Below are 16821 nucleotides of genomic sequence, written 5' to 3'. Positions count from 1 at the left end.
AATAGAGTTCTTATACTAAAATGATAATCATTATCATACAAGAGACAAGATCAGTTATGTTTTTCCAGCATCGATCGTCATTCCTTCTCGCAAGTCTCCTGGCGTTGGGCTTAGGAAGCTGTGGTCCCACTGCTACTTCTCCTAATGAATCCCTAGAAACGAACAATGAAACAGCAGAAGCAACATCCCAAGAAGAGTTGCAGATTGTAACCACCTTTTTGCCGATGACTCACTTTACCAAAGCAGTAGTGCGCGATCGCGCGGAAGTGACCCAACTACTGCCCACCAATACGGGACCTCACGATTATCAAGCGAAACCTACTGATGTCCAAACCATTGCCAACGCCGATGTTTTGGTGAAAAATGGTTTAGAACTCGAAGTCTTTTTAGAGGATATGATCGCTAATGCGAATAATCCCGATCTTGTGGTTATTAACACCAGTGAAGGGGTCGCAACCATTGCTTATGGAGAAGAGGACGGTCATGATCATCACGATCATTCAGATCATGATCATGACCACGATCATGATCACGACCACGATCATGGAGAAAAAACTGAAAGCCACGATCATGAAGAACACGGTCACAGCCACGATCATGGAGAATTTGACCCCCACGTTTGGCTCGATCCGAAACGCGCAATGGAACAAGTGAAAAACATCCGCGATCGCGTCATTGCCATTGATCCAGAAGGAGAAGCCATCTACACTGAAAATGCCGATGCTTATCTCGAAAAACTCAAAGCCTTGGATGAAGAGATTTCTGAGAAGCTAAGTCCTCATGCGGGAGAAACCTTTATTACCTTCCATGACTTCGCCAGCTACTTTGCTGAAAGCTACAACTTAGAATCACAATTCCTTGTTGATATCCCAGAAGAAAACCCCTCTCCTGAAGAGGTAAAGTCTGTCATTAATACCGTCAAAGCCAAAGGAATTAAAACCCTATTAAGTGAACCGCAAGCGGGAGAGAATTCTTTTTCTGCTTTAGCCAAAGACCTCGATGTCAGTATTAGCGTCTTTGATCCCATTGAAACTGGCAGTTCCGAGGCGCTGCAACCTGAATATTATCTTGAAGTGATGCGCCAAAATGTCAATAATTTAGTCACTGGGTTAAAACAGAACAATCAGTCGAGTTTGCTACCAGAAAAAAAGGGAGATGTTTCACCCGTCGCTGTAAGATTTTAGGAGTGGGGAATGTCCCAACCAGTATTAGAAATTGAAGATTTAACGGTGTATCGCGGAAAAACTCCTGCTGTGGAACAAGTTTCTCTGACCTTAAATGCAGGAACTGACACGGCAATTATCGGCCCCAATGGCGCGGGAAAAAGTACGCTGATCCAGTCTATTTTGGGGATTTTACCTCGTCATCGCGGGGAAGTCTATATCTTAGGACATCCTCTGACGCGCAAAGGAAAGTTAGATGGGCGAGTGCGTCAACAAGTGGCGTATCTTCCCCAGAATTTCGGCTTCGATCAACGGATTCCCATTGAGGTGGAAGAGTTTGTGGGGTTGGGTTGGCATCGTTTGAGTCTCCAATTTCCTTGGTCGCATCAAAAACAATGTCGCTTTGCTGTGGAAGAAGCCTTAAGCCGAGTTGAGGGTCTTTCTCTTCGCCATAAACCGATTAGTGAACTTTCTGGGGGAGAAACGAAGCGGGTGTTACTCGCTTACTGTTTGGTACGCCCACGACGCTTGTTGATTTTGGATGAAGCCCCCGCAGGCTTGGATTTTCGCGGTGAATCAGACTTTTACCAGTTACTGTATCAACTCAAAAAAGAACAGGATTGGGCAATTTTACAGATTTCTCATGATTTAGATATGGTCAGACGACACTGCGATCGCGTGATTTGTTTTAATCGCAATATCTTGTGTCAAGGTTCTCCCGAATCAGCCCTTTCTTCAGAAAATCTCGCTTTGGCTTATGGAGAAGAGTTTGTCCGTTATCAACATTCTTGCAGGGAATAATCCCATTTTAATCAACTTGCGCTATATTGTGATCCCCCCAACCCCCCTTACTAAGGGGGGCTAAGGCGTTGCCCTGAGCTTGCCGAAGGCGCGGATCAACTGTACTTGACTTTTTAGAAATGGTATAAGCAATGATTTTAGAAACCGAAATCACCCGCGCTTTAGGGTTATTAGAATTTCCTTTCATGCAACGCGCCTTGATTGGTGGTGTTCTCACAGGGTTAATGGGAGGAATCTTAGGCAGTTTCACGATTTTAAGACAGTTGTCTTTCTTCAGTGATGCTTTAGGACACTCGGCACTTTTGGGGATTAGTCTGGGGTTACTGTTGGGGTTGAATCCCTCCCTGATTTTGTTACCCTTTGCAGTCATTTTTGCGTTTGGTATTGCCTATCTTTTGCAACGGACAGAACTCTGGACAGATGCGTTACTGAATATCGTTTATTCCTCTTCTCTAGCTGTGGGGATTATTATTCTCAGTTTTGTCGATCAGTACAAAGGAAGCATCAACAGTTTACTCTTTGGGGATATTCTCGCTGTGGGAGAAAGGGATTTAATATTAAGCGGTTTCCTCTTGCTGTGTTGTCTGGCTTTTATTGGTTTAACCTTGCGGACTCAACTGTTACTGACTTTAAATGAATCTCTCGCGATCGCGCGGGGCATTTCCGTTTCCCTTCATCGTACCTTATTTATTGTTCTCCTCTCTTTAGTTGTCGCCGTTTCCATCAAAGCAGTAGGCGTTTTACTCGTCAGTGCTTTTGTGGTGATTCCCGCTTGTACAGCACGATTATTGAGTCGCGGTTTTAGTCATTATGTGTTGTTTTCTGCCAGTTTCGGGGTGTTCTGTGCGCTATTGGGCATTATCCTCTCTGCGCTGTTTGATTTACCTTCGGGTCCGAGTATTGTCGCCACTCAGTTCGGTGTCTTTTTGAGCGCGATCGCAGTGAGAAGAGCTTAACGAATCTTTAATTTAAGTGTAAAATAGAAATAATTGAAAAAAATTCCTAATTACTATGATGAGTGCCGAGCAAAACCCTTTCCCTACACAGCCATTGAGTTTCACGAAACAAGCACGCTTCATACAAGGACAGCATCTACCAATTTGGAAAAATTGGGCTGGGCTGATTGAAACTGGAGTCGTGAAAACTTACACTTGGAATGAGCAAGGAAACACCATTATTTTGGGCTATTGGGGCAAAGGAGAATTAGTTGGTCAAGCCTTATCAGTGGTTTCTCCCTATCAGGTAGAATGTTGCACCCCTGTAGAAGCACAACAAGTTCCTGCGACGCTGTGGTCGAGTTGGGGAGAGTGTTTATCTCAGCGCTGTCAGCAAAGTGACCCCCCTCTTTCCCCCCTAGTAGGGGGGATGTAAGGGGGGTCGCTGTGAACCTTTACAAGAACGGTTACGTCTATTCTTATTTTGGTTAGCCCGCAAGTTTGGGCAACCCGTAAAAGAAGGGTGGCAAATCTGTTTCAAGTTAACTCATCAAGAACTTGCTGATGCCATTGGTAGTTCCCGTGTGACAGTCACCCGCCTTTTAAAAACCTTAGAACAACAAGGAGTAATTGAGCGTTTCGGTCGCAATTGTCTTGTGGTCAAACGATGATTAAATATGGTGGGAATTTGCAAAAGTTTTCAAAACAAGGTATATTGCAGTTCCCCATTTGTGTCGCAGTTTGTTTCGCACCTTAGATCACCAGTTATTAATTCCAGCAAATGCCCTAATGAGAGCAACTTTAGCCCTCTTTGCCGATTCGATCGAGCGCAGCGCTCGGTGCGCGGAGCGCAATCGCGCAAATGCCAGGTCGGGATGTTGTCTTGCCTCTAAATGCAGTGACAGCACTGTTAGGCGCACCGATCATGACTTGGTTAATTTTGCGACGACAACGACGTTGAATCTGAAAATTGTTAGGGTTGTTAACAGATTAATTCCCGCGATGGCAACTTGCCCCGAATCGAAGATTCGATCGCGCAAGACGATCTAGGTATTATGATTGCTGCTGTTATTGCGGGAGTTACAATCAATGGAATATTATACGAATGGGGGTGATTCAGATATTTGTAAAACTTAACATTTTAAAATCTATGTTCAAAGATGATAAAATTCAATTATTGTCAATGGCTACTAACTTTCTCATTTGACCGATGCCCAAACGGTACACCAGTCGAGAGTTGATAAAGCTGGCTGAAGAATATGGCTGGGAACTGGTCAGTGTCAAAGGAGACCATCATAACTTTAAGCACCAGGAAAGTCGGTTTGTGGTTACCATTGTGCATCCGCAGAAAGACGTTCCGATCGGACGGGCAGTTAACACCGTGAAGAAAATTAAACTAGAGGTCAAGTGATGCGCTATCTCATCATGCTGGAGCAAACTGAAGCTGGATTTGCTGTGCAAGTACCCGATTTAGCGATCGTAACCTATGGAGACACGATTGAAGCAGCAAAACAAGCAGCCCGTGAAGCCATTCAGATTAATTTAGAAACCTATCGAGAAGTCGGGCAAGTCGTACCTGAGAGTCAATCAATTGAATACCATTTGGATAATCCCGAACTTCGGGAGTTGGTGTTCGCCTATGTTGAAGTGCAAGAGCCCGAGTCACGGATAGCAGCGTAAAGGAACAAGGAATCAGATGTCGTCTAGATCAATCGTGATGCGCTTGGCACGGCTTGTCTGATATATCGCAGAATCAGAAACAGAACTTCTGCTTGGCATGGCAATGCTTTACGGTTATCGGTTACAGGCTGATGCTATTCCCATCTACGTTACGATTCTGTGTTATTTTAATAATGATTATCATTATACTAGCAATGTCGTCATTGAAGTTAACTAAACGCGATCGCGATACTCAAGTCAGAGCAGGCGCCTTCCTAAACGGAAGGCGCCTGCTCTGACCGTTGGTCAGCGTAAATATCCAGCATTTAAATCAGTAACATTTCTCATGGTCAGTCAAATTCACCAACAGTCATCCGTCCAAGAGCCAATTTCTCAAAGCGATCCGCAAACCCTGTTACGCATTCGTCGTCATACTTGCGCCCATATTATGGCAATGGCAGTGCAAAATCTGTTCCCAGAAACCAAAGTAACTATTGGACCCTGGACAGAAACAGGATTCTATTACGACTTCGATCGAACTCAACCGTTCACGCCAGAAGACCTGAGTCAAATTGAAGCAGAAATGCGACGGATCGTTGGAGCCAATTTACCCATTGTTCGTGAAGAAGTTTCTCGGGAAGAGATGCGGACTGAAATTGAAGAACTGGGAGAACCCTACAAATTAGAAATTCTAGAAAGTATTCCCACAGACGAACCCGTCACACGGTACTATATCGGTTTTCCTGATTCTGTTCCTGTAACAGAAGGAGAACCCTCTCTCTTTAAGTCAGTTCCTCCTCAAGCTAAACCCAAAAATCACGATTACTGGTGGGATTTATGTGAAGGACCTCATGTGACCTTTACTGGAGAAATTAATCCCAATGCTTTTGCCTTAGAAAGCGTAGAGAAAGCGCTTATTGGCGCGGTAACGAAAATAATCCTCAGTTGCAACGGATTTATGGAACAGCAATTGAAGATTATTGGCGTAAAGCTCATCTTGATGGAGGATATGAGTTACTTTACACGCCTCATCTGGCTAGTTTGGGGTTATGGAAAACATCTGGACACGCTGATTTCTATCAGGACAATATGTTCAAGCCGATGGAAATTGAAGAGAAGCAATATCAAATTAAACCCATGAACTGTCCCTTCCATGTGCTGACCTATCAAACTCAGCAACGTTCTTATCGAGAATTGCCGATACGATGGGCAGAGTTGGGAACCGTTTATCGCTATGAGCGCTCAGGTGTCTTACATGGTTTAATGCGGGTTCGTGGCTTTACACAAGATGATGCTCACATTTTCTGCTTACCTCAACAAGTGACTGATGAAATTTTAGGCGTGCTAAATCTCACAGAGAAAATTTTATCAGCCTTTGGCTTTACTCAATATGAAATTAACCTTTCCACTCGACCCAGTAAATCAGTGGGAACAGATCAAGGGTGGGAGTTAGCCACCAATTCTCTTGTTCAGGCGTTAGAAACCAAAGGTTGGGATTATGTTTTAGACGAAGGGGGCGGGGCTTTTTATGGTCCGAAAATTGACTTAAAGATTAAAGATGCCATTGGTCGGCTTTGGCAATGTTCCACCATTCAAGTTGATTTTAACCTACCAGAACGGTTTAATCTTAGCTACATGGCAGATGATGGATCGCGCCAACGTCCCATTATGATTCATCGCGCCATTTTTGGCTCTCTAGAGAGATTTTTTGGGGTTTTAGTGGAAAACTATGCTGGAGATTTCCCCTTATGGTTATCACCAACACAAGTGCGATTACTCCCCGTTAGTGATGCCCAACGAGATTATGCTGATCAGGTTGCTCAGGAGTTGAGACAGCAAGGATTTCGCATTGAAGTTGATACCAGCGGCGATCGGCTTGGGAAACAAATTCGGACTGCTGAAATGGAAAAGATTCCAGTGGTAGCAGTCATCGGTAAGCGTGAGGTGGAAAGTGGAATGTTAAGTGTCCGCACTCGCAAAGAAGGGGAGTTAGGAACTCTTTCTGTCGCTGAACTGGTGGCAAAAATGAGCCAGCCAATTTAGTTGAATTGCAGAATTAGGAATTTTAGCTTAGAATGATAATGATTATCATTTTTGTAGAAGAACGTGACCCACTCGATTCCATGAATCGTTGTCAATACCATTATTTTTGAAGAAGACTTTATGACTTTATCAACCCAAGAATCTCCATCTCCTGCTTTACCTTCTCTAGAAACCGAAGCCCAGCCAGTGGTCTCTGAAGAAGAGATGCGCCAAGCTGTCCGCACTTTATTGCTAGGATTAGGAGAAGACCCCGATCGCGAAGGATTACTCGATACTCCGAAACGAGTGGTTAAAGCCCTTCAATTCCTAACCTCTGGCTATCATCAATCCATAGACGACTTACTCAATGGGGCGGTTTTTCACGAAGATACCGATGAGATGGTCTTGGTTCGAGATATTGATTTATTTAGTTCTTGTGAACACCATATTCTGCCCATTATTGGTCGCGTCCATGTTGCTTATATGCCCAACGGAAAAGTGATCGGATTATCGAAGTTAGCACGGATTTGCGAAATGTATGGGCGACGCTTGCAAGTCCAAGAACGCTTAACGGCTCAAATTGCTGACGCGATTGAGGGATTACTCCAACCCAAAGGAGTAGCAGTTGTGGTCGAAGCAACCCATATGTGTATGGTTATGCGAGGCGTGCAAAAGCCAGGCTCTTGGACAGTTTCTAGTGCCATGCGTGGGGTATTTGCCGACGATCCAAAAACGCGACAAGAATTTATGAGTCTGATTCAACACCCCCAAAACTTCCGATAGTTTTAATCCTCTTTTTTTTCGCGTGCTGATAGGTAGAGACCACTCACACTCCATGTCTCTACCTATTTTTCCTTCCTATCTTTCACCGTTAATTGTAAACACACAAACTGGAGGACGCGCTTTCCTCTCCCGCAGGAGTCAGAGAGCGCGAAGAAAATATGAATCCCCTATTTACCGCCCGCACTTCCGTAGAACAGGTTGAGTCTGGTTTCTTACTTGCTCCCAAATTTGATACCAATGGTTTGATTCCAGTAGTTACCACCGATGTCAACACGGGAGAAGTGCTGATGCACGCCTATATGAACGAAGAGGCGTTAGTTAAAACCATTGAAACGGGAGAGGCTCATTATTATAGCCGTAGTCGTCAGCAGTTATGGCATAAAGGTCAATCTAGTGGACTGGTGCAAAAACTACAGCAGTTAGCGATTGATGACGACCAAGATTGTCTGTGGATGCAGGTTAAAGTGGCTGGTTCAGGAGCTAGTTGTCACGTAGGTTATCGTTCTTGTTTTTATCGCCGTATTGCTACGGGAAAAAGTGCTACTGATTCCCAGCAACCAATTCAGTTAGTGTTCACGGAAGAGGAGAAAACATTTGACCCGAAAACAGTTTATAGTGATGCGCTCAACCCGACACAATTGTAAATTTAGCGAGTCGCTTTAATTAACAAAAAATTTAGTCTGCCCAATTTGCCCTGGTAAAGCTAATGGATTTCTTTTCTCGAACTAATTTAAAAGCCGATTCTGCAAAGGTAAAACAAATCAAAACTTGGCTAACTGAAACTTTAAGTCTAGACGAAACAGTCACTATTTCTTTAAATCAATTAACCTGTCACGAACCAGGTTGTCCGCCCATTGAAACAGCGATTGTCATCATGGAGGAAGCTCCAAAACAATACAAAATTCATAAATCAATAGCTGAAATAGAGCGAACGGATATAGAGCAATTAATTGAACAATAAATAGTAAAATATCAAACTTTAATTAAGATGAGCAAACACACTATATTTGTCTGTAGCTCCTGTGCTTTCTCTCTTCAACAAAAGGATTATTTAGGACAAAGAGGCGGAAAACATTTATCCGATCGCTTAAAAGAATTACGAGCAAACTGGCAATACAAAGATGAATTTATCATTCAAGAAGTTAGTTGTCTGAGTGCTTGTAATCGTCCCTGTGCTGTGGCTTTTGCTGCACCCAATAAAACTACTTTGATGTTTGGTGATTTGCCACCGATAACCAGTCCCTCTTCTATATTGAGATTTGCCGAACAATACTTTGCTAGTAATGATGGACTCATTAAACGTCAAGACCGCCCAGAAGTTTTACAAAAAGGAATTTTAGCCCGTATTCCTCCCTTACCCCCTTTGAAGACTCCGATCGCCCCAAACGGCTCAAATTGCTGACGCGATCGAGGAATTACTCCAACCACAAGGGGTTGCCTTTGTTTTAAGAGAAGTGGGTGTCATAGTCAACGGATGGCTCGATCGTGATTCTTGATAAGAGCTTGCCATAATCTAGTATTATAAATCACTTACGCTGAACCTCATGTTTAGTGGGAATTGCTATAATTAGAACAGCTTTTTTTAAATATCATGATTTATGGCGACTCAATTTACAGCAATTCTTAAAAAAGATGGCGATTGGTGGATTGGATGGATCGAAGAAGTAAAAGGGGTTAACGCTCAGGAAGCGACTAAAGAGGAACTGATTGAAAGTTTACGAGAAGCTCTACAAGATATTCTGGAATTAAATCGCGAGGAAGCCCGTAGAGAAGCAATAGACAACTACGAAGAAGTTTTCATCACTACATGAAACGAAACGATTTGATCCGTTACCTTCAAAAAGCGGGATGTGAATTATTACGTGAGGGAGGTAAGCACTCAATTTGGTGGAATCCAAAAACCCAAGCGAAAACGACTATTCCTCGTCATCGAGAGATCAGAGACATTCTAGCTAAGAAAATTTGTAAAGACTTGGATATTCCACCGCCATAGATAACTTTGGTCAAGAAGAAAAGCAAAAGCTAGACAAAGAGGGACTATTAAAAAGATGAGTGTTCAAGAAACTTACGATCTTGCAAATAGAATCAATGGAGGTTGTTTCCGATGACAAATGAGGGTCAGCACACCAAAACTCGCAGTTTTACAGTAATTCTTTATAAAGAAGATGAAATGTATATCGCTGAATGTCCAGAGGTAGGAACAGTTGATCAAGGAGAGACAATGGAGGAAGCGATTAATGGGCTGAAAGAAGCAACACGACTCTATTTGGAAGAGTTTCCCTTGCCTGAGAGTTCTCCCAAATTTTTCACTACCATAGAAGTTAGTAAGGCTCTAAGTTACCACGAATCTCTAGCAAGAAGGCAATCAAGGTACTGGAACGCTTAGGATTCAAGCAGGTTCGACAAACAGGCAGTCATGTTGTGATGAAGAAAAATACTGAAGAGGGTAAAGTGGGATGTGTTGTTCCCCTACATAGCGAATTAAAAGTTGGTACATTAAGTGGGATTCTCAAGCAAGCACAAGTAAAGGCTGAGGATTTTATCGAGAATCTATAAGAGTGTAGAACCCTAGACCCTCCTCCCGATGTGATTCCGTTTAGTGGGAGTCATAGTCAACGGTTTGAAAAGTTACTTGTTTAGTCAAGGGTTGATATAAAGTATAGGTTGCTCTTTGGGGCGTTTGTCCCACATTACCCACACCAATCACTCGGCAGGATGCTAGGGTTTCTTGTGACGTTTGTTGTGTTTTTTCTAAGGTTCGGGTGCTAGAATCAAGACTTGCCCTTTCCACAGAGTAGGTAAAGGTTAACCCCGATCGCGCACAGAATAAGGTTTCTGCTTCTGCTCTGAGAACGCGATCGCAGATTTGAATCGCTGGTGTTTCGGGAGTTAGTTCATCATCGTAACTTACGGTACTGCCATGAATCAGCAAACAGTCTTCTTCGTGAAAGCCAAAGTCCAGACTGCGTAACCATTGTACGGTTTCTCTGGAAACAGATTCCCATAACTTGAGAATCGCATCAGTCCCATAACGATCGCGCAATTCTGGGGCTTCTCCAAATCCACTCAGGGCATATAAGTTAAAACATTGTTCTTCCCACCACCCTGTACACACTTGCGGCTTCACTTCATCGGCGTAAGGAAACTGAATCCGTTGCACCACTGCTTCATTATCGCCCTGTAACCCAATGCTATCTCCTAGAATGTAGATCGCTGTAACTGGAATTTCTTGACCCTTAATATCAGCAAGAACCGCCTCATAAGCCTGTAAATTCCCTTCAATTCCGCTTAAAATCGCCCACTGTGTCATTGTTCCAGCTTCCTCACTTTTGACAAACATGAGTCGGATCATCTGCTTTTTCCGCAAACTCCAGACCTCGCGCTAACCGCCAAGCAAAAATCGGGGGCAGTCCTTGTTCTAAAATGGCTAAACAGGTTGCGGTGTAATTATAAGGAACTTCCCGCAACGTCACTTCTTCAGTTTCAGTATCATACAGAACATACGTCGCATCAGGTTTTCCGTGACGGGGTTCTCCTACTGACCCAGCATTGATAATTCGTTTCATCGGCGTGGTCAGCGTGTTGTTGCTCATTTTTTCGGGTTGTTGCACTTGCACCGATAACTTCATATTGTCTAACTCCCGAACATAAGGAATGTGGGTATGTCCACAAAACAAGGTATCTACCCCTGTGGATAAAACTCGTTCCAGTGCAATTAATCCTGCTGTATCGGGTAAGAGATATTCATGTTGGCTGTTGGGGCTACCGTGAACAAAACAGAGATTGTCTTCTTTCAGAATCATCGGTAAATTGGCTAAATAGTCCCGCACATCTGACTTCAAAACCCGATTGGTCCATTCATGGGCAACTTTTCCCCGTTTTTCTGCGATTTGCGAAGGATAACTACACTCACAAGCGTCTAACCCTTCCACCACATCTTCATCCCAACAGCCTTGACAGGTGGGAATCTCTAAATCCCGAATTAACTCAACTACTTCGTTAGGATAAGGACCATAACCGACTAAATCTCCTAAACAGTAAACGCGATCGGCTTTTTGGGCTTCAATATCGGATAAAACCGCAGTTAAGGCTTCATAATTACCGTGAATACAGGACATAACAGCTAATTTCATAACGCGATCGTCTCCTGATAATAACTCTGGTACTGACTCAGCGCATGATCTGATAAGCAACTCTCCAGTAAAATCTGTTTAATGGTGCTTTCTTCCAAATTCCAGCCCACCACTTCGATCCCGCTAAAACGATTCGGTCGTCCTTCTAACCACCGAGGAACATTTAATTCTCGATACTCGCTACCTGGAAGCGCATCGACAAAATCCATCTGGATCAGCGTTCCATCAGGAAGTTCAAAAAGACCTTTCGCCCGTTGCACTTGACCATAAGCGCCCCCGATGATTTCCATCCAAATTGTTTCTAAGCTGGGCGGATCAAATACTTGTCCCGTTAAGGGGCTAGACCAAATTTGAGGCGAGTCACCGTATCGTGAGGATTGAACGGAATTGCCAGTAATGATTTCATCGGCAAAGTTGTGCCATTGTGATGATTCGGTTTCTGGAGGAACAACCGCCACCCGATGACAAGGAAAGGAAGTGAGAACAGGGGAGGCTAAATCCAAATAAAACCCTAATTCCACATAAACCACTGTTTCTTCCGAGAGTCTGCTGAGAATAGTTTGCGCTTCTGTGTCTGGAATCGTTTGTATCCAAGGAAAGCGATAATCGATACTAGCAAGATCAACTGAAGCATTCCCTAAGCCTGGACAAAGGTAATAGGTGGGAGTAGCGGGTTGTTTTAAATACTGGCTAATCCAAGTGGTTTTCCCACTGCCAGAGGGTCCTGCTACTGCAATTAGAGAAGGAGAACTCATAAAAAATCTACAATGATAATCATTATCGTTTTATTTTAACAGACTCTTGATTAGTCTGTTGCGTACCGCTATAGAGACTATTCCTAGTTCTTAGGTAAAACTTAGATAGTTAAATACGTCTTCTACAGTAATTTGCCAATCCTGCAAAGCGTCTAATACGGGTAAAACATCTTGTTTCTCTTTTACTTCAGGGAGTCGATCCGGCTGAAAGACTGTTATTGATTGATCGTCAGCGTCAATGAGATAACCTAATTTTGTACCATTTTTAAGACAAAAGACAATTTTGCGAATTACCCGATTTGTCGATTGTTTAGGAGAGAGAATTTCAACAATCCAATCTGGAGCGATTTCAAATCGATCAACAATTTGACCATTTTCATCTAACGGGATTCTTTGCCACTCAAATACAGCGATATCTGGAACGATGGAGCGTCCAGCAAACGTACAACGGAGTTCTGTAAAAGCATAAGCTAATTTTTTTGCTTTTCCCAGTTGATTAATAGCAGTCGAAAAACTGAGACTATATGCTAGGCATAAACGGAAAACCATGACACAGTTAGTGGAAGATTGGATTGATACCTTAGAAATGCCAAATTACAAGGACACAGAAGGCTAAAGCCTTTAAGTGTCATTCATCCATCCGTTTGAAACGGATGGCTTTCTGACTGGTTAACCGTAACAGTCTAACTGATGAGACACTTTCGGGGAATGTCATACTATGTGCCAGGTCATTTCTCGCCCTGCCCCCAAAGGAACGATCCCAGATTCCAGCAATGGAACTTGATCCCGAACGCGCCAGGTGGTTTTAGATAAGGTAATTTGCTTGGTATTACGCGGTAGTTGATAAAAATCGGGACCATAGAAACTAGCGAAAGCCTCCAGTTGATCTAGGGCTTGCACGCTTTCAAATGCTTCGGCATACAACTCAAGGGCGTGGAGAGCCGAAAAGCATCCCGCGCAACCACAGGAAGTTTCTTTGCTGGTGCGGGTATGGGGAGCGCTATCAGTACCGAGAAAAAACTTCGGATTCCCTGATGTTGCTGCTTGCAATAAAGCCTGACGATGCTCCTCCCGTTTCAAAATGGGTAGGCAATAAAAATGGGGGCGCAGACCGCCTTGGAACAGGGCTTGACGGTTAAATAACAAATGTTGTGGCGTAAGGGTGGCTGCGATCGCGCTTGCCGAGAGGACATACTGCACCGCATCAGAAGTCGTGATATGCTCAAGCACCACCCGCAGGTTCGGAAATCTTTGCTTGAGGGGGATTAAATGTCGATCGATAAATACCTTCTCCCGATCGAACGGATCAACATCGTGATCAGTTACTTCCCCGTGCAGTAATAACGGCATATCTACCTCCTGCATTGCTTCAAAAACGCGATCGCACTTGCGAATATCGGTCACACCAGAATCAGAGTTAGTCGTTGCCCCGGCTGGGTAGTATTTGACCGCTTTGATGAACTGAGATTCCTTCGCTCGGAAAATCTCGTCGGGGCTAGTGTTGTCGGTGAGGTAGAGCGTCATCAATGGCTCAAACTGTTCGCCTTCTGGAATGGCAGCAAGGATGCGATCGCGATAGGCGGTTGCATCGGTAACTGAGCGAATCGGGGGCTTCAAATTCGGCATGACGATCGCGCGGGCAAACTGACGCACCGTGTAGGGTAGAACTGCTTTCAGTGTTGCACCGTCACGGAGATGTAGATGCCAATCGTCGGGCTGGGAAATGGTGAGATGTTGCATTCTTCCATTAAAAGCAAAGGGTTTATTGAGATCAGGAGTAATGATCGGCGCGATCGCGCCATCTCCCTACCTCCCTTAATTTTAAGAGAATGAAACAGCCCTGACTTGTAAAATGACCGAATCAGCAGTTTATAAAGTTTTGTTAAGCATTTCTAAAGAAGTTGATCAGTAGCGGTTAGTATTTTATGTTGGAAGAAAACTAATTATTATAAGAATCGTACCGTAACAACGAGAGGAGAGAATATGGAAGCCTTAACCAGTTTTTTAGGAAACGTCAATTATGAAGTGATTTTTCAGTTAACTTTTGTGGCGTTAATTATGATTTCCGGTCCGATCGTGATTTTTTTACTCGCAGTGCGTGGAGGCGACCTCTAAAGCATTAGAAAAACGTCATAATAAAGAAAGAACAGCAAGGTGGTTTAAGCTGCCTTGCTGATTTTGTCTGCATTTTTGTCAGTGGTGGGAACTGTTATGCCTTATGAACCGCTCCATCAGAAATATCGTCCGCAGACTTTTGCTGATCTGGTGGGACAAAGTGCGATCGGGGACACGCTTAGTAATGCGATCGAGCGTCAACGGATTGCTCCTGCTTATTTGTTTAGTGGTCCGCGCGGAACGGGTAAAACCTCCTCAGCACGAATTTTAGCGAAATCACTGAATTGTATTAATAGCAAGCAACCAACGGCGCAACCTTGTAATCAGTGCGAAGTCTGTCGCTCGATCGTTAATGGTTCTGCTTTGGATATTGTTGAAATCGACGCGGCGAGTAATACGGGTGTTGATAATATTCGCGAGATTATCGATCGATCGAGTTTTGCTCCCGTGAAGTGTCGTTATAAATTATATGTGATTGACGAGTGTTTAACTGGTGATTCCTTAATCCAGACTTCGGCAGGAGTAATGAGAATAGATAATCCCGACTTGGAAGGGAAAAAAGTTCTCAGCTATAACGAAACTACTCAAAGATGGGAAGAGAAAAAAGTATTACGATGGCTCAATCAGGGAGTAAAACCCACCGTCAAGATCAAAACGACCCACCGTGAACTTCGCTGTACAGAAAATCATCTAATTCGGACTGATCAAGGATGGATCAAAGCAAAAAACCTCAAAGCTGGAATCAAGATACTATCCCCTGTGAATGTGGATGTGGAATATCAATTCCCTCAATGGAGTACAAATTTGGAGAAGGTAGAATCTGTCCACCGCGTTGGTAAAGAATCGGTTTATGATTTAGAAGTGGAACAGAATCATAATTTTGTGGCGAATGGACTTTTAGTTCATAATTGCCATATGCTCAGTACGGCGGCGTTTAATGCTCTCCTCAAAACCTTAGAAGAACCGCCGCCAAGAGTCGTTTTTGTTCTCGCTACCACTGATCCGCAACGAGTGATTCCCACCATTATCTCTCGGTGTCAACGGTTTGATTTCCAACGCATCCCTCTCTCGGCGATGATTGCTCATTTGCGATACATTGCACAAAAAGAACAAATTGAAATCACAGAAGAAGCTCTAACTGTCATTGCACAAGTGTCTCATGGGGGGTTGAGAGATGCTCAAAGTCTTTTAGATCAACTGAGTTTATTATCTGGTGAAATTAGCCTCGATCGAGTTTGGGATTTAGTCGGTGCGATTCCAGAACAGGATTTAATCGCCCTGTTACAAGCCATTAAACAGGAAAATGGGGAGCAAATTGTAACTTTATGTCGTCAACTGCTCGATCGAGGACGAGAACCAATTATTGTTTTAGAAAGCCTAGCGGGATTGTATCGAGACTTACTCATCGCGAAAACCGCCCCTCAACGTTCCGAATTAGTCGCCCTCACCGCATCCACTTGGGAACAAATCTGTAAATTAGCTCAAGACTGGGAAGTTAGGGAAATTTTAGCAGGACAAAAACACCTACAAAAAAGCGAAGCACAAGTTAAACAAACCACTCAACCTCGCCTATGGCTAGAAGTCACCTTATTGGGATTATTAGCGGTTAATCAGCCATCAACAGAAACCTCACCCCTTGTAAAAACCGTTTCTCTTCCTCAAACAGCATCAAAAGATGAACCCAAACCAAAACCCCCAGCGAAACCAGAACAACCATCGCCACCATCGGAAGTTCCCAAAACGACGGCAGTAAAATCAGAATCGGAAACCACAACCGCACCTTCAGAAACCCCAGACACAGCAAATGTTGTTCAAATTTGGACGCAGATGTTGGAGAGATTACCTCCTCCCACGAAACCCTTAGTTAAGGATCACTGTTCTTTATTAGCTATAGAGGGGAATATTGCCGTAGTAGGAGTGAGAAACCAACACCTTTTCCCCTTTGCGAAGAAACGTCAAAAAGACTTAGAACAAGCCTTAACTGCAATTCTGAAACGAGACATTACCGTTAAATTGGAAGTCAAAGGAGAGCAAAAATTTCAATCCGCAGCGTCTCCCGTATCAACCCCTGAAAAAAAAACGGATAATCCTCTCCCACCTCCTCCCCAAGAAAATAGAAAACCCTCTCCTGTTGTAGAAGAGGTTAAAAAAGAGCCAGAAGTTACTGAAACGAGATCAATCTCGACTCCAGACGTTTCAGAAACGAATCAGAATGAGGAAACGGCGACAGATTCAACTGTAGATGTTTCAGATGTTCCAGAAACGAATCAGAATGAGGAAACCGAAACAGACGAGAAAACTTTAAAGAAAGCCGCCAAAGATTTAGCTGATGTGTTTAAGGGGGAAATAATAGAGTTTAACCAATCTGATGGTTAGTAAACCGAGACTGCTTTTTAGATCAACTTCAAGTAATTGCTTATAATTGGTGTTGGGTTTCGCGTGGAGACGTTCCTGT

Annotated in this window: 22 protein-coding genes and 2 pseudogenes; 18 read left to right on the top strand and 6 right to left on the bottom strand. The window is 43.6% G+C overall.

From position 1 onward, the window contains the following. Positions 1–56 precede the first annotated feature (56 nt). The 5 genes and pseudogenes from DACSA_RS13135 to DACSA_RS22890 all read left to right on the top strand — a co-directional run. Positions 57–1184 carry a metal ABC transporter solute-binding protein, Zn/Mn family gene (locus DACSA_RS13135; RefSeq protein WP_015230221.1) on the top strand — a complete coding sequence of 376 codons (1128 nt, stop codon included), beginning with the start codon at positions 57–59 and terminating at the stop codon, positions 1182–1184. A 9-nt stretch (positions 1185–1193) separates the two neighbouring features. Then, complete coding sequence (locus DACSA_RS13130; RefSeq protein ID WP_015230220.1) at positions 1194–1964, top strand: metal ABC transporter ATP-binding protein; 771 nt, start codon at positions 1194–1196, stop codon at positions 1962–1964. Between the two features lie 131 nt (positions 1965–2095). Further along, a complete protein-coding gene (locus DACSA_RS13125; RefSeq protein ID WP_015230219.1) occupies positions 2096–2920 on the top strand; it encodes a metal ABC transporter permease in 825 nt (274 codons plus the stop codon). 55 nt (positions 2921–2975) lie between these two features. Then, a complete protein-coding gene (locus DACSA_RS19940) occupies positions 2976–3335 on the top strand; it encodes a cyclic nucleotide-binding domain-containing protein (protein ID WP_156800792.1) in 360 nt (119 codons plus the stop codon). Between the two features lie 85 nt (positions 3336–3420). Next, positions 3421–3570, top strand: a pseudogene (locus tag DACSA_RS22890) (helix-turn-helix domain-containing protein); the annotation flags it as partial. Positions 3571–3700: 130 nt separating this feature from the next. On the opposite strand, the gene DACSA_RS22590 reads toward DACSA_RS22890, so the two are convergent. Then, on the bottom strand, positions 3701–3826 hold the full coding sequence (locus DACSA_RS22590; RefSeq protein WP_269544599.1) for a hypothetical protein: 126 nt from the start codon (positions 3824–3826) through the stop codon (positions 3701–3703). A gap of 283 nt (positions 3827–4109) precedes the next feature. On the opposite strand from DACSA_RS22590, the gene DACSA_RS13115 reads away from it, so the two are divergent. The 11 genes and pseudogenes from DACSA_RS13115 to DACSA_RS13065 all read left to right on the top strand — a co-directional run bounded on the left by DACSA_RS13115 (position 4110) and on the right by DACSA_RS13065 (position 9919). Beyond that, a complete protein-coding gene (locus tag DACSA_RS13115) occupies positions 4110–4310 on the top strand; it encodes a type II toxin-antitoxin system HicA family toxin (RefSeq protein ID WP_015230218.1) in 201 nt (66 codons plus the stop codon). Further along, on the top strand, positions 4310–4579 hold the full coding sequence (locus DACSA_RS13110; RefSeq protein WP_051017317.1) for a type II toxin-antitoxin system HicB family antitoxin: 270 nt from the start codon (positions 4310–4312) through the stop codon (positions 4577–4579). Before DACSA_RS13115 ends, DACSA_RS13110 begins: the two co-directional genes overlap by 1 nt. 325 nt (positions 4580–4904) lie before the next feature. Then, positions 4905–6601: pseudogene (gene thrS, locus DACSA_RS13105) on the top strand (threonine--tRNA ligase). Between the two features lie 120 nt (positions 6602–6721). Continuing rightward, the gene (folE, locus tag DACSA_RS13100; RefSeq protein ID WP_015230216.1) at positions 6722–7363 is read left to right on the top strand and encodes a GTP cyclohydrolase I FolE; all 642 of its coding nucleotides are present in this window, start codon (positions 6722–6724) and stop codon (positions 7361–7363) included. A gap of 158 nt (positions 7364–7521) precedes the next feature. After that, positions 7522–8007 (top strand): phosphoribosyl-AMP cyclohydrolase, encoded by a 486-nt coding sequence (gene hisI, locus DACSA_RS13095; RefSeq protein ID WP_015230215.1) that lies wholly within the window; start codon positions 7522–7524, stop codon positions 8005–8007. Positions 8008–8069: 62 nt separating this feature from the next. Next, entirely contained in the window at positions 8070–8324 is a 255-nt protein-coding gene (locus tag DACSA_RS13090; RefSeq protein WP_015230214.1) for a hypothetical protein, read from the top strand. 27 nt (positions 8325–8351) lie between these two features. Then, positions 8352–8765 carry a DUF1636 family protein gene (locus DACSA_RS13085; protein WP_015230213.1) on the top strand — a complete coding sequence of 138 codons (414 nt, stop codon included), beginning with the start codon at positions 8352–8354 and terminating at the stop codon, positions 8763–8765. A gap of 196 nt (positions 8766–8961) precedes the next feature. Then, positions 8962–9174 carry a type II toxin-antitoxin system HicB family antitoxin gene (locus DACSA_RS13080; RefSeq protein ID WP_015230212.1) on the top strand — a complete coding sequence of 71 codons (213 nt, stop codon included), beginning with the start codon at positions 8962–8964 and terminating at the stop codon, positions 9172–9174. Continuing rightward, positions 9171–9356 carry a type II toxin-antitoxin system HicA family toxin gene (locus tag DACSA_RS13075; RefSeq protein WP_015230211.1) on the top strand — a complete coding sequence of 62 codons (186 nt, stop codon included), beginning with the start codon at positions 9171–9173 and terminating at the stop codon, positions 9354–9356. Before DACSA_RS13080 ends, DACSA_RS13075 begins: the two co-directional genes overlap by 4 nt. A 111-nt stretch (positions 9357–9467) precedes the next feature. Further along, complete coding sequence (locus tag DACSA_RS13070; RefSeq protein WP_015230210.1) at positions 9468–9749, top strand: type II toxin-antitoxin system HicB family antitoxin; 282 nt, start codon at positions 9468–9470, stop codon at positions 9747–9749. Next, positions 9710–9919: a type II toxin-antitoxin system HicA family toxin gene (locus tag DACSA_RS13065; protein ID WP_041235490.1), complete on the top strand. Its 210-nt coding sequence runs from the start codon at positions 9710–9712 to the stop codon at positions 9917–9919. The genes DACSA_RS13070 and DACSA_RS13065 overlap by 40 nt, the downstream gene beginning before the upstream one ends. A gap of 40 nt (positions 9920–9959) precedes the next feature. Here the strand turns inward: DACSA_RS13065 and DACSA_RS13060 are convergent, their stop codons facing one another. The 5 genes from DACSA_RS13060 to pyrC form a co-directional block, all read right to left on the bottom strand. Further along, positions 9960–10673 carry a metallophosphatase gene (locus DACSA_RS13060; RefSeq protein ID WP_041235880.1) on the bottom strand — a complete coding sequence of 238 codons (714 nt, stop codon included), beginning with the start codon at positions 10671–10673 and terminating at the stop codon, positions 9960–9962. Between the two features lie 13 nt (positions 10674–10686). Continuing rightward, positions 10687–11496: a metallophosphoesterase family protein gene (locus DACSA_RS13055; RefSeq protein ID WP_015230208.1), complete on the bottom strand. Its 810-nt coding sequence runs from the start codon at positions 11494–11496 to the stop codon at positions 10687–10689. Further along, positions 11493–12251 (bottom strand): hypothetical protein, encoded by a 759-nt coding sequence (locus DACSA_RS13050; RefSeq protein WP_015230207.1) that lies wholly within the window; start codon positions 12249–12251, stop codon positions 11493–11495. Before DACSA_RS13050 ends, DACSA_RS13055 begins: the two co-directional genes overlap by 4 nt. A 90-nt stretch (positions 12252–12341) precedes the next feature. Beyond that, a complete protein-coding gene (locus tag DACSA_RS13045) occupies positions 12342–12800 on the bottom strand; it encodes a Uma2 family endonuclease (RefSeq protein WP_015230206.1) in 459 nt (152 codons plus the stop codon). Between the two features lie 162 nt (positions 12801–12962). After that, positions 12963–13991 (bottom strand): dihydroorotase, encoded by a 1029-nt coding sequence (gene pyrC / locus DACSA_RS13040; protein WP_015230205.1) that lies wholly within the window; start codon positions 13989–13991, stop codon positions 12963–12965. A 243-nt stretch (positions 13992–14234) separates the two neighbouring features. Here pyrC and psb30 point away from each other — a divergent pair, with 243 nt between their 5' ends. Next, positions 14235–14366, top strand: coding sequence for a photosystem II reaction center protein Ycf12/Psb30 (gene psb30, locus DACSA_RS13035; RefSeq protein WP_015230204.1), 132 nt, complete (start codon positions 14235–14237; stop codon positions 14364–14366). Positions 14367–14462: 96 nt separating this feature from the next. Continuing rightward, on the top strand, positions 14463–16742 hold the full coding sequence (dnaX, locus tag DACSA_RS13030; protein WP_051017316.1) for a DNA polymerase III subunit gamma/tau: 2280 nt from the start codon (positions 14463–14465) through the stop codon (positions 16740–16742). The last annotated feature ends 79 nt before the right edge of the window (positions 16743–16821 follow it).

Origin of the sequence: Dactylococcopsis salina PCC 8305 (assembly GCF_000317615.1) — a bacterium.
GTDB lineage: Bacteria > Cyanobacteriota > Cyanobacteriia > Cyanobacteriales > Rubidibacteraceae > Halothece > Halothece salina.
This window is presented reverse-complemented; position numbering and strand designations above follow the sequence as displayed.

Coding starts and splice junctions, on each gene's coding strand:
- DACSA_RS13125 (WP_015230219.1), top strand. CDS start 2,096: ATGATTTTAGAAACCGAAATCACCCGCGCTTTAGGGTTATTAGAATTT.
- DACSA_RS13075 (WP_015230211.1), top strand. CDS start 9,171: ATGAAACGAAACGATTTGATCCGTTACCTTCAAAAAGCGGGATGTGAA.
- hisI (WP_015230215.1), top strand. CDS start 7,522: ATGAATCCCCTATTTACCGCCCGCACTTCCGTAGAACAGGTTGAGTCT.
- DACSA_RS13130 (WP_015230220.1), top strand. CDS start 1,194: ATGTCCCAACCAGTATTAGAAATTGAAGATTTAACGGTGTATCGCGGA.
- DACSA_RS13070 (WP_015230210.1), top strand. CDS start 9,468: ATGACAAATGAGGGTCAGCACACCAAAACTCGCAGTTTTACAGTAATT.
- DACSA_RS13110 (WP_051017317.1), top strand. CDS start 4,310: ATGCGCTATCTCATCATGCTGGAGCAAACTGAAGCTGGATTTGCTGTG.
- DACSA_RS13090 (WP_015230214.1), top strand. CDS start 8,070: ATGGATTTCTTTTCTCGAACTAATTTAAAAGCCGATTCTGCAAAGGTA.
- DACSA_RS13135 (WP_015230221.1), top strand. CDS start 57: ATGTTTTTCCAGCATCGATCGTCATTCCTTCTCGCAAGTCTCCTGGCG.
- DACSA_RS19940 (WP_156800792.1), top strand. CDS start 2,976: ATGATGAGTGCCGAGCAAAACCCTTTCCCTACACAGCCATTGAGTTTC.
- folE (WP_015230216.1), top strand. CDS start 6,722: ATGACTTTATCAACCCAAGAATCTCCATCTCCTGCTTTACCTTCTCTA.
- DACSA_RS22590 (WP_269544599.1), bottom strand. CDS start 3,826: ATGATCGGTGCGCCTAACAGTGCTGTCACTGCATTTAGAGGCAAGACA.
- DACSA_RS13055 (WP_015230208.1), bottom strand. CDS start 11,496: ATGAAATTAGCTGTTATGTCCTGTATTCACGGTAATTATGAAGCCTTA.
- pyrC (WP_015230205.1), bottom strand. CDS start 13,991: ATGCAACATCTCACCATTTCCCAGCCCGACGATTGGCATCTACATCTC.
- DACSA_RS13045 (WP_015230206.1), bottom strand. CDS start 12,800: ATGGTTTTCCGTTTATGCCTAGCATATAGTCTCAGTTTTTCGACTGCT.
- psb30 (WP_015230204.1), top strand. CDS start 14,235: ATGGAAGCCTTAACCAGTTTTTTAGGAAACGTCAATTATGAAGTGATT.
- DACSA_RS13115 (WP_015230218.1), top strand. CDS start 4,110: ATGCCCAAACGGTACACCAGTCGAGAGTTGATAAAGCTGGCTGAAGAA.
- DACSA_RS13080 (WP_015230212.1), top strand. CDS start 8,962: ATGGCGACTCAATTTACAGCAATTCTTAAAAAAGATGGCGATTGGTGG.
- DACSA_RS13050 (WP_015230207.1), bottom strand. CDS start 12,251: ATGAGTTCTCCTTCTCTAATTGCAGTAGCAGGACCCTCTGGCAGTGGG.
- DACSA_RS13060 (WP_041235880.1), bottom strand. CDS start 10,673: ATGACACAGTGGGCGATTTTAAGCGGAATTGAAGGGAATTTACAGGCT.
- DACSA_RS13085 (WP_015230213.1), top strand. CDS start 8,352: ATGAGCAAACACACTATATTTGTCTGTAGCTCCTGTGCTTTCTCTCTT.
- dnaX (WP_051017316.1), top strand. CDS start 14,463: ATGCCTTATGAACCGCTCCATCAGAAATATCGTCCGCAGACTTTTGCT.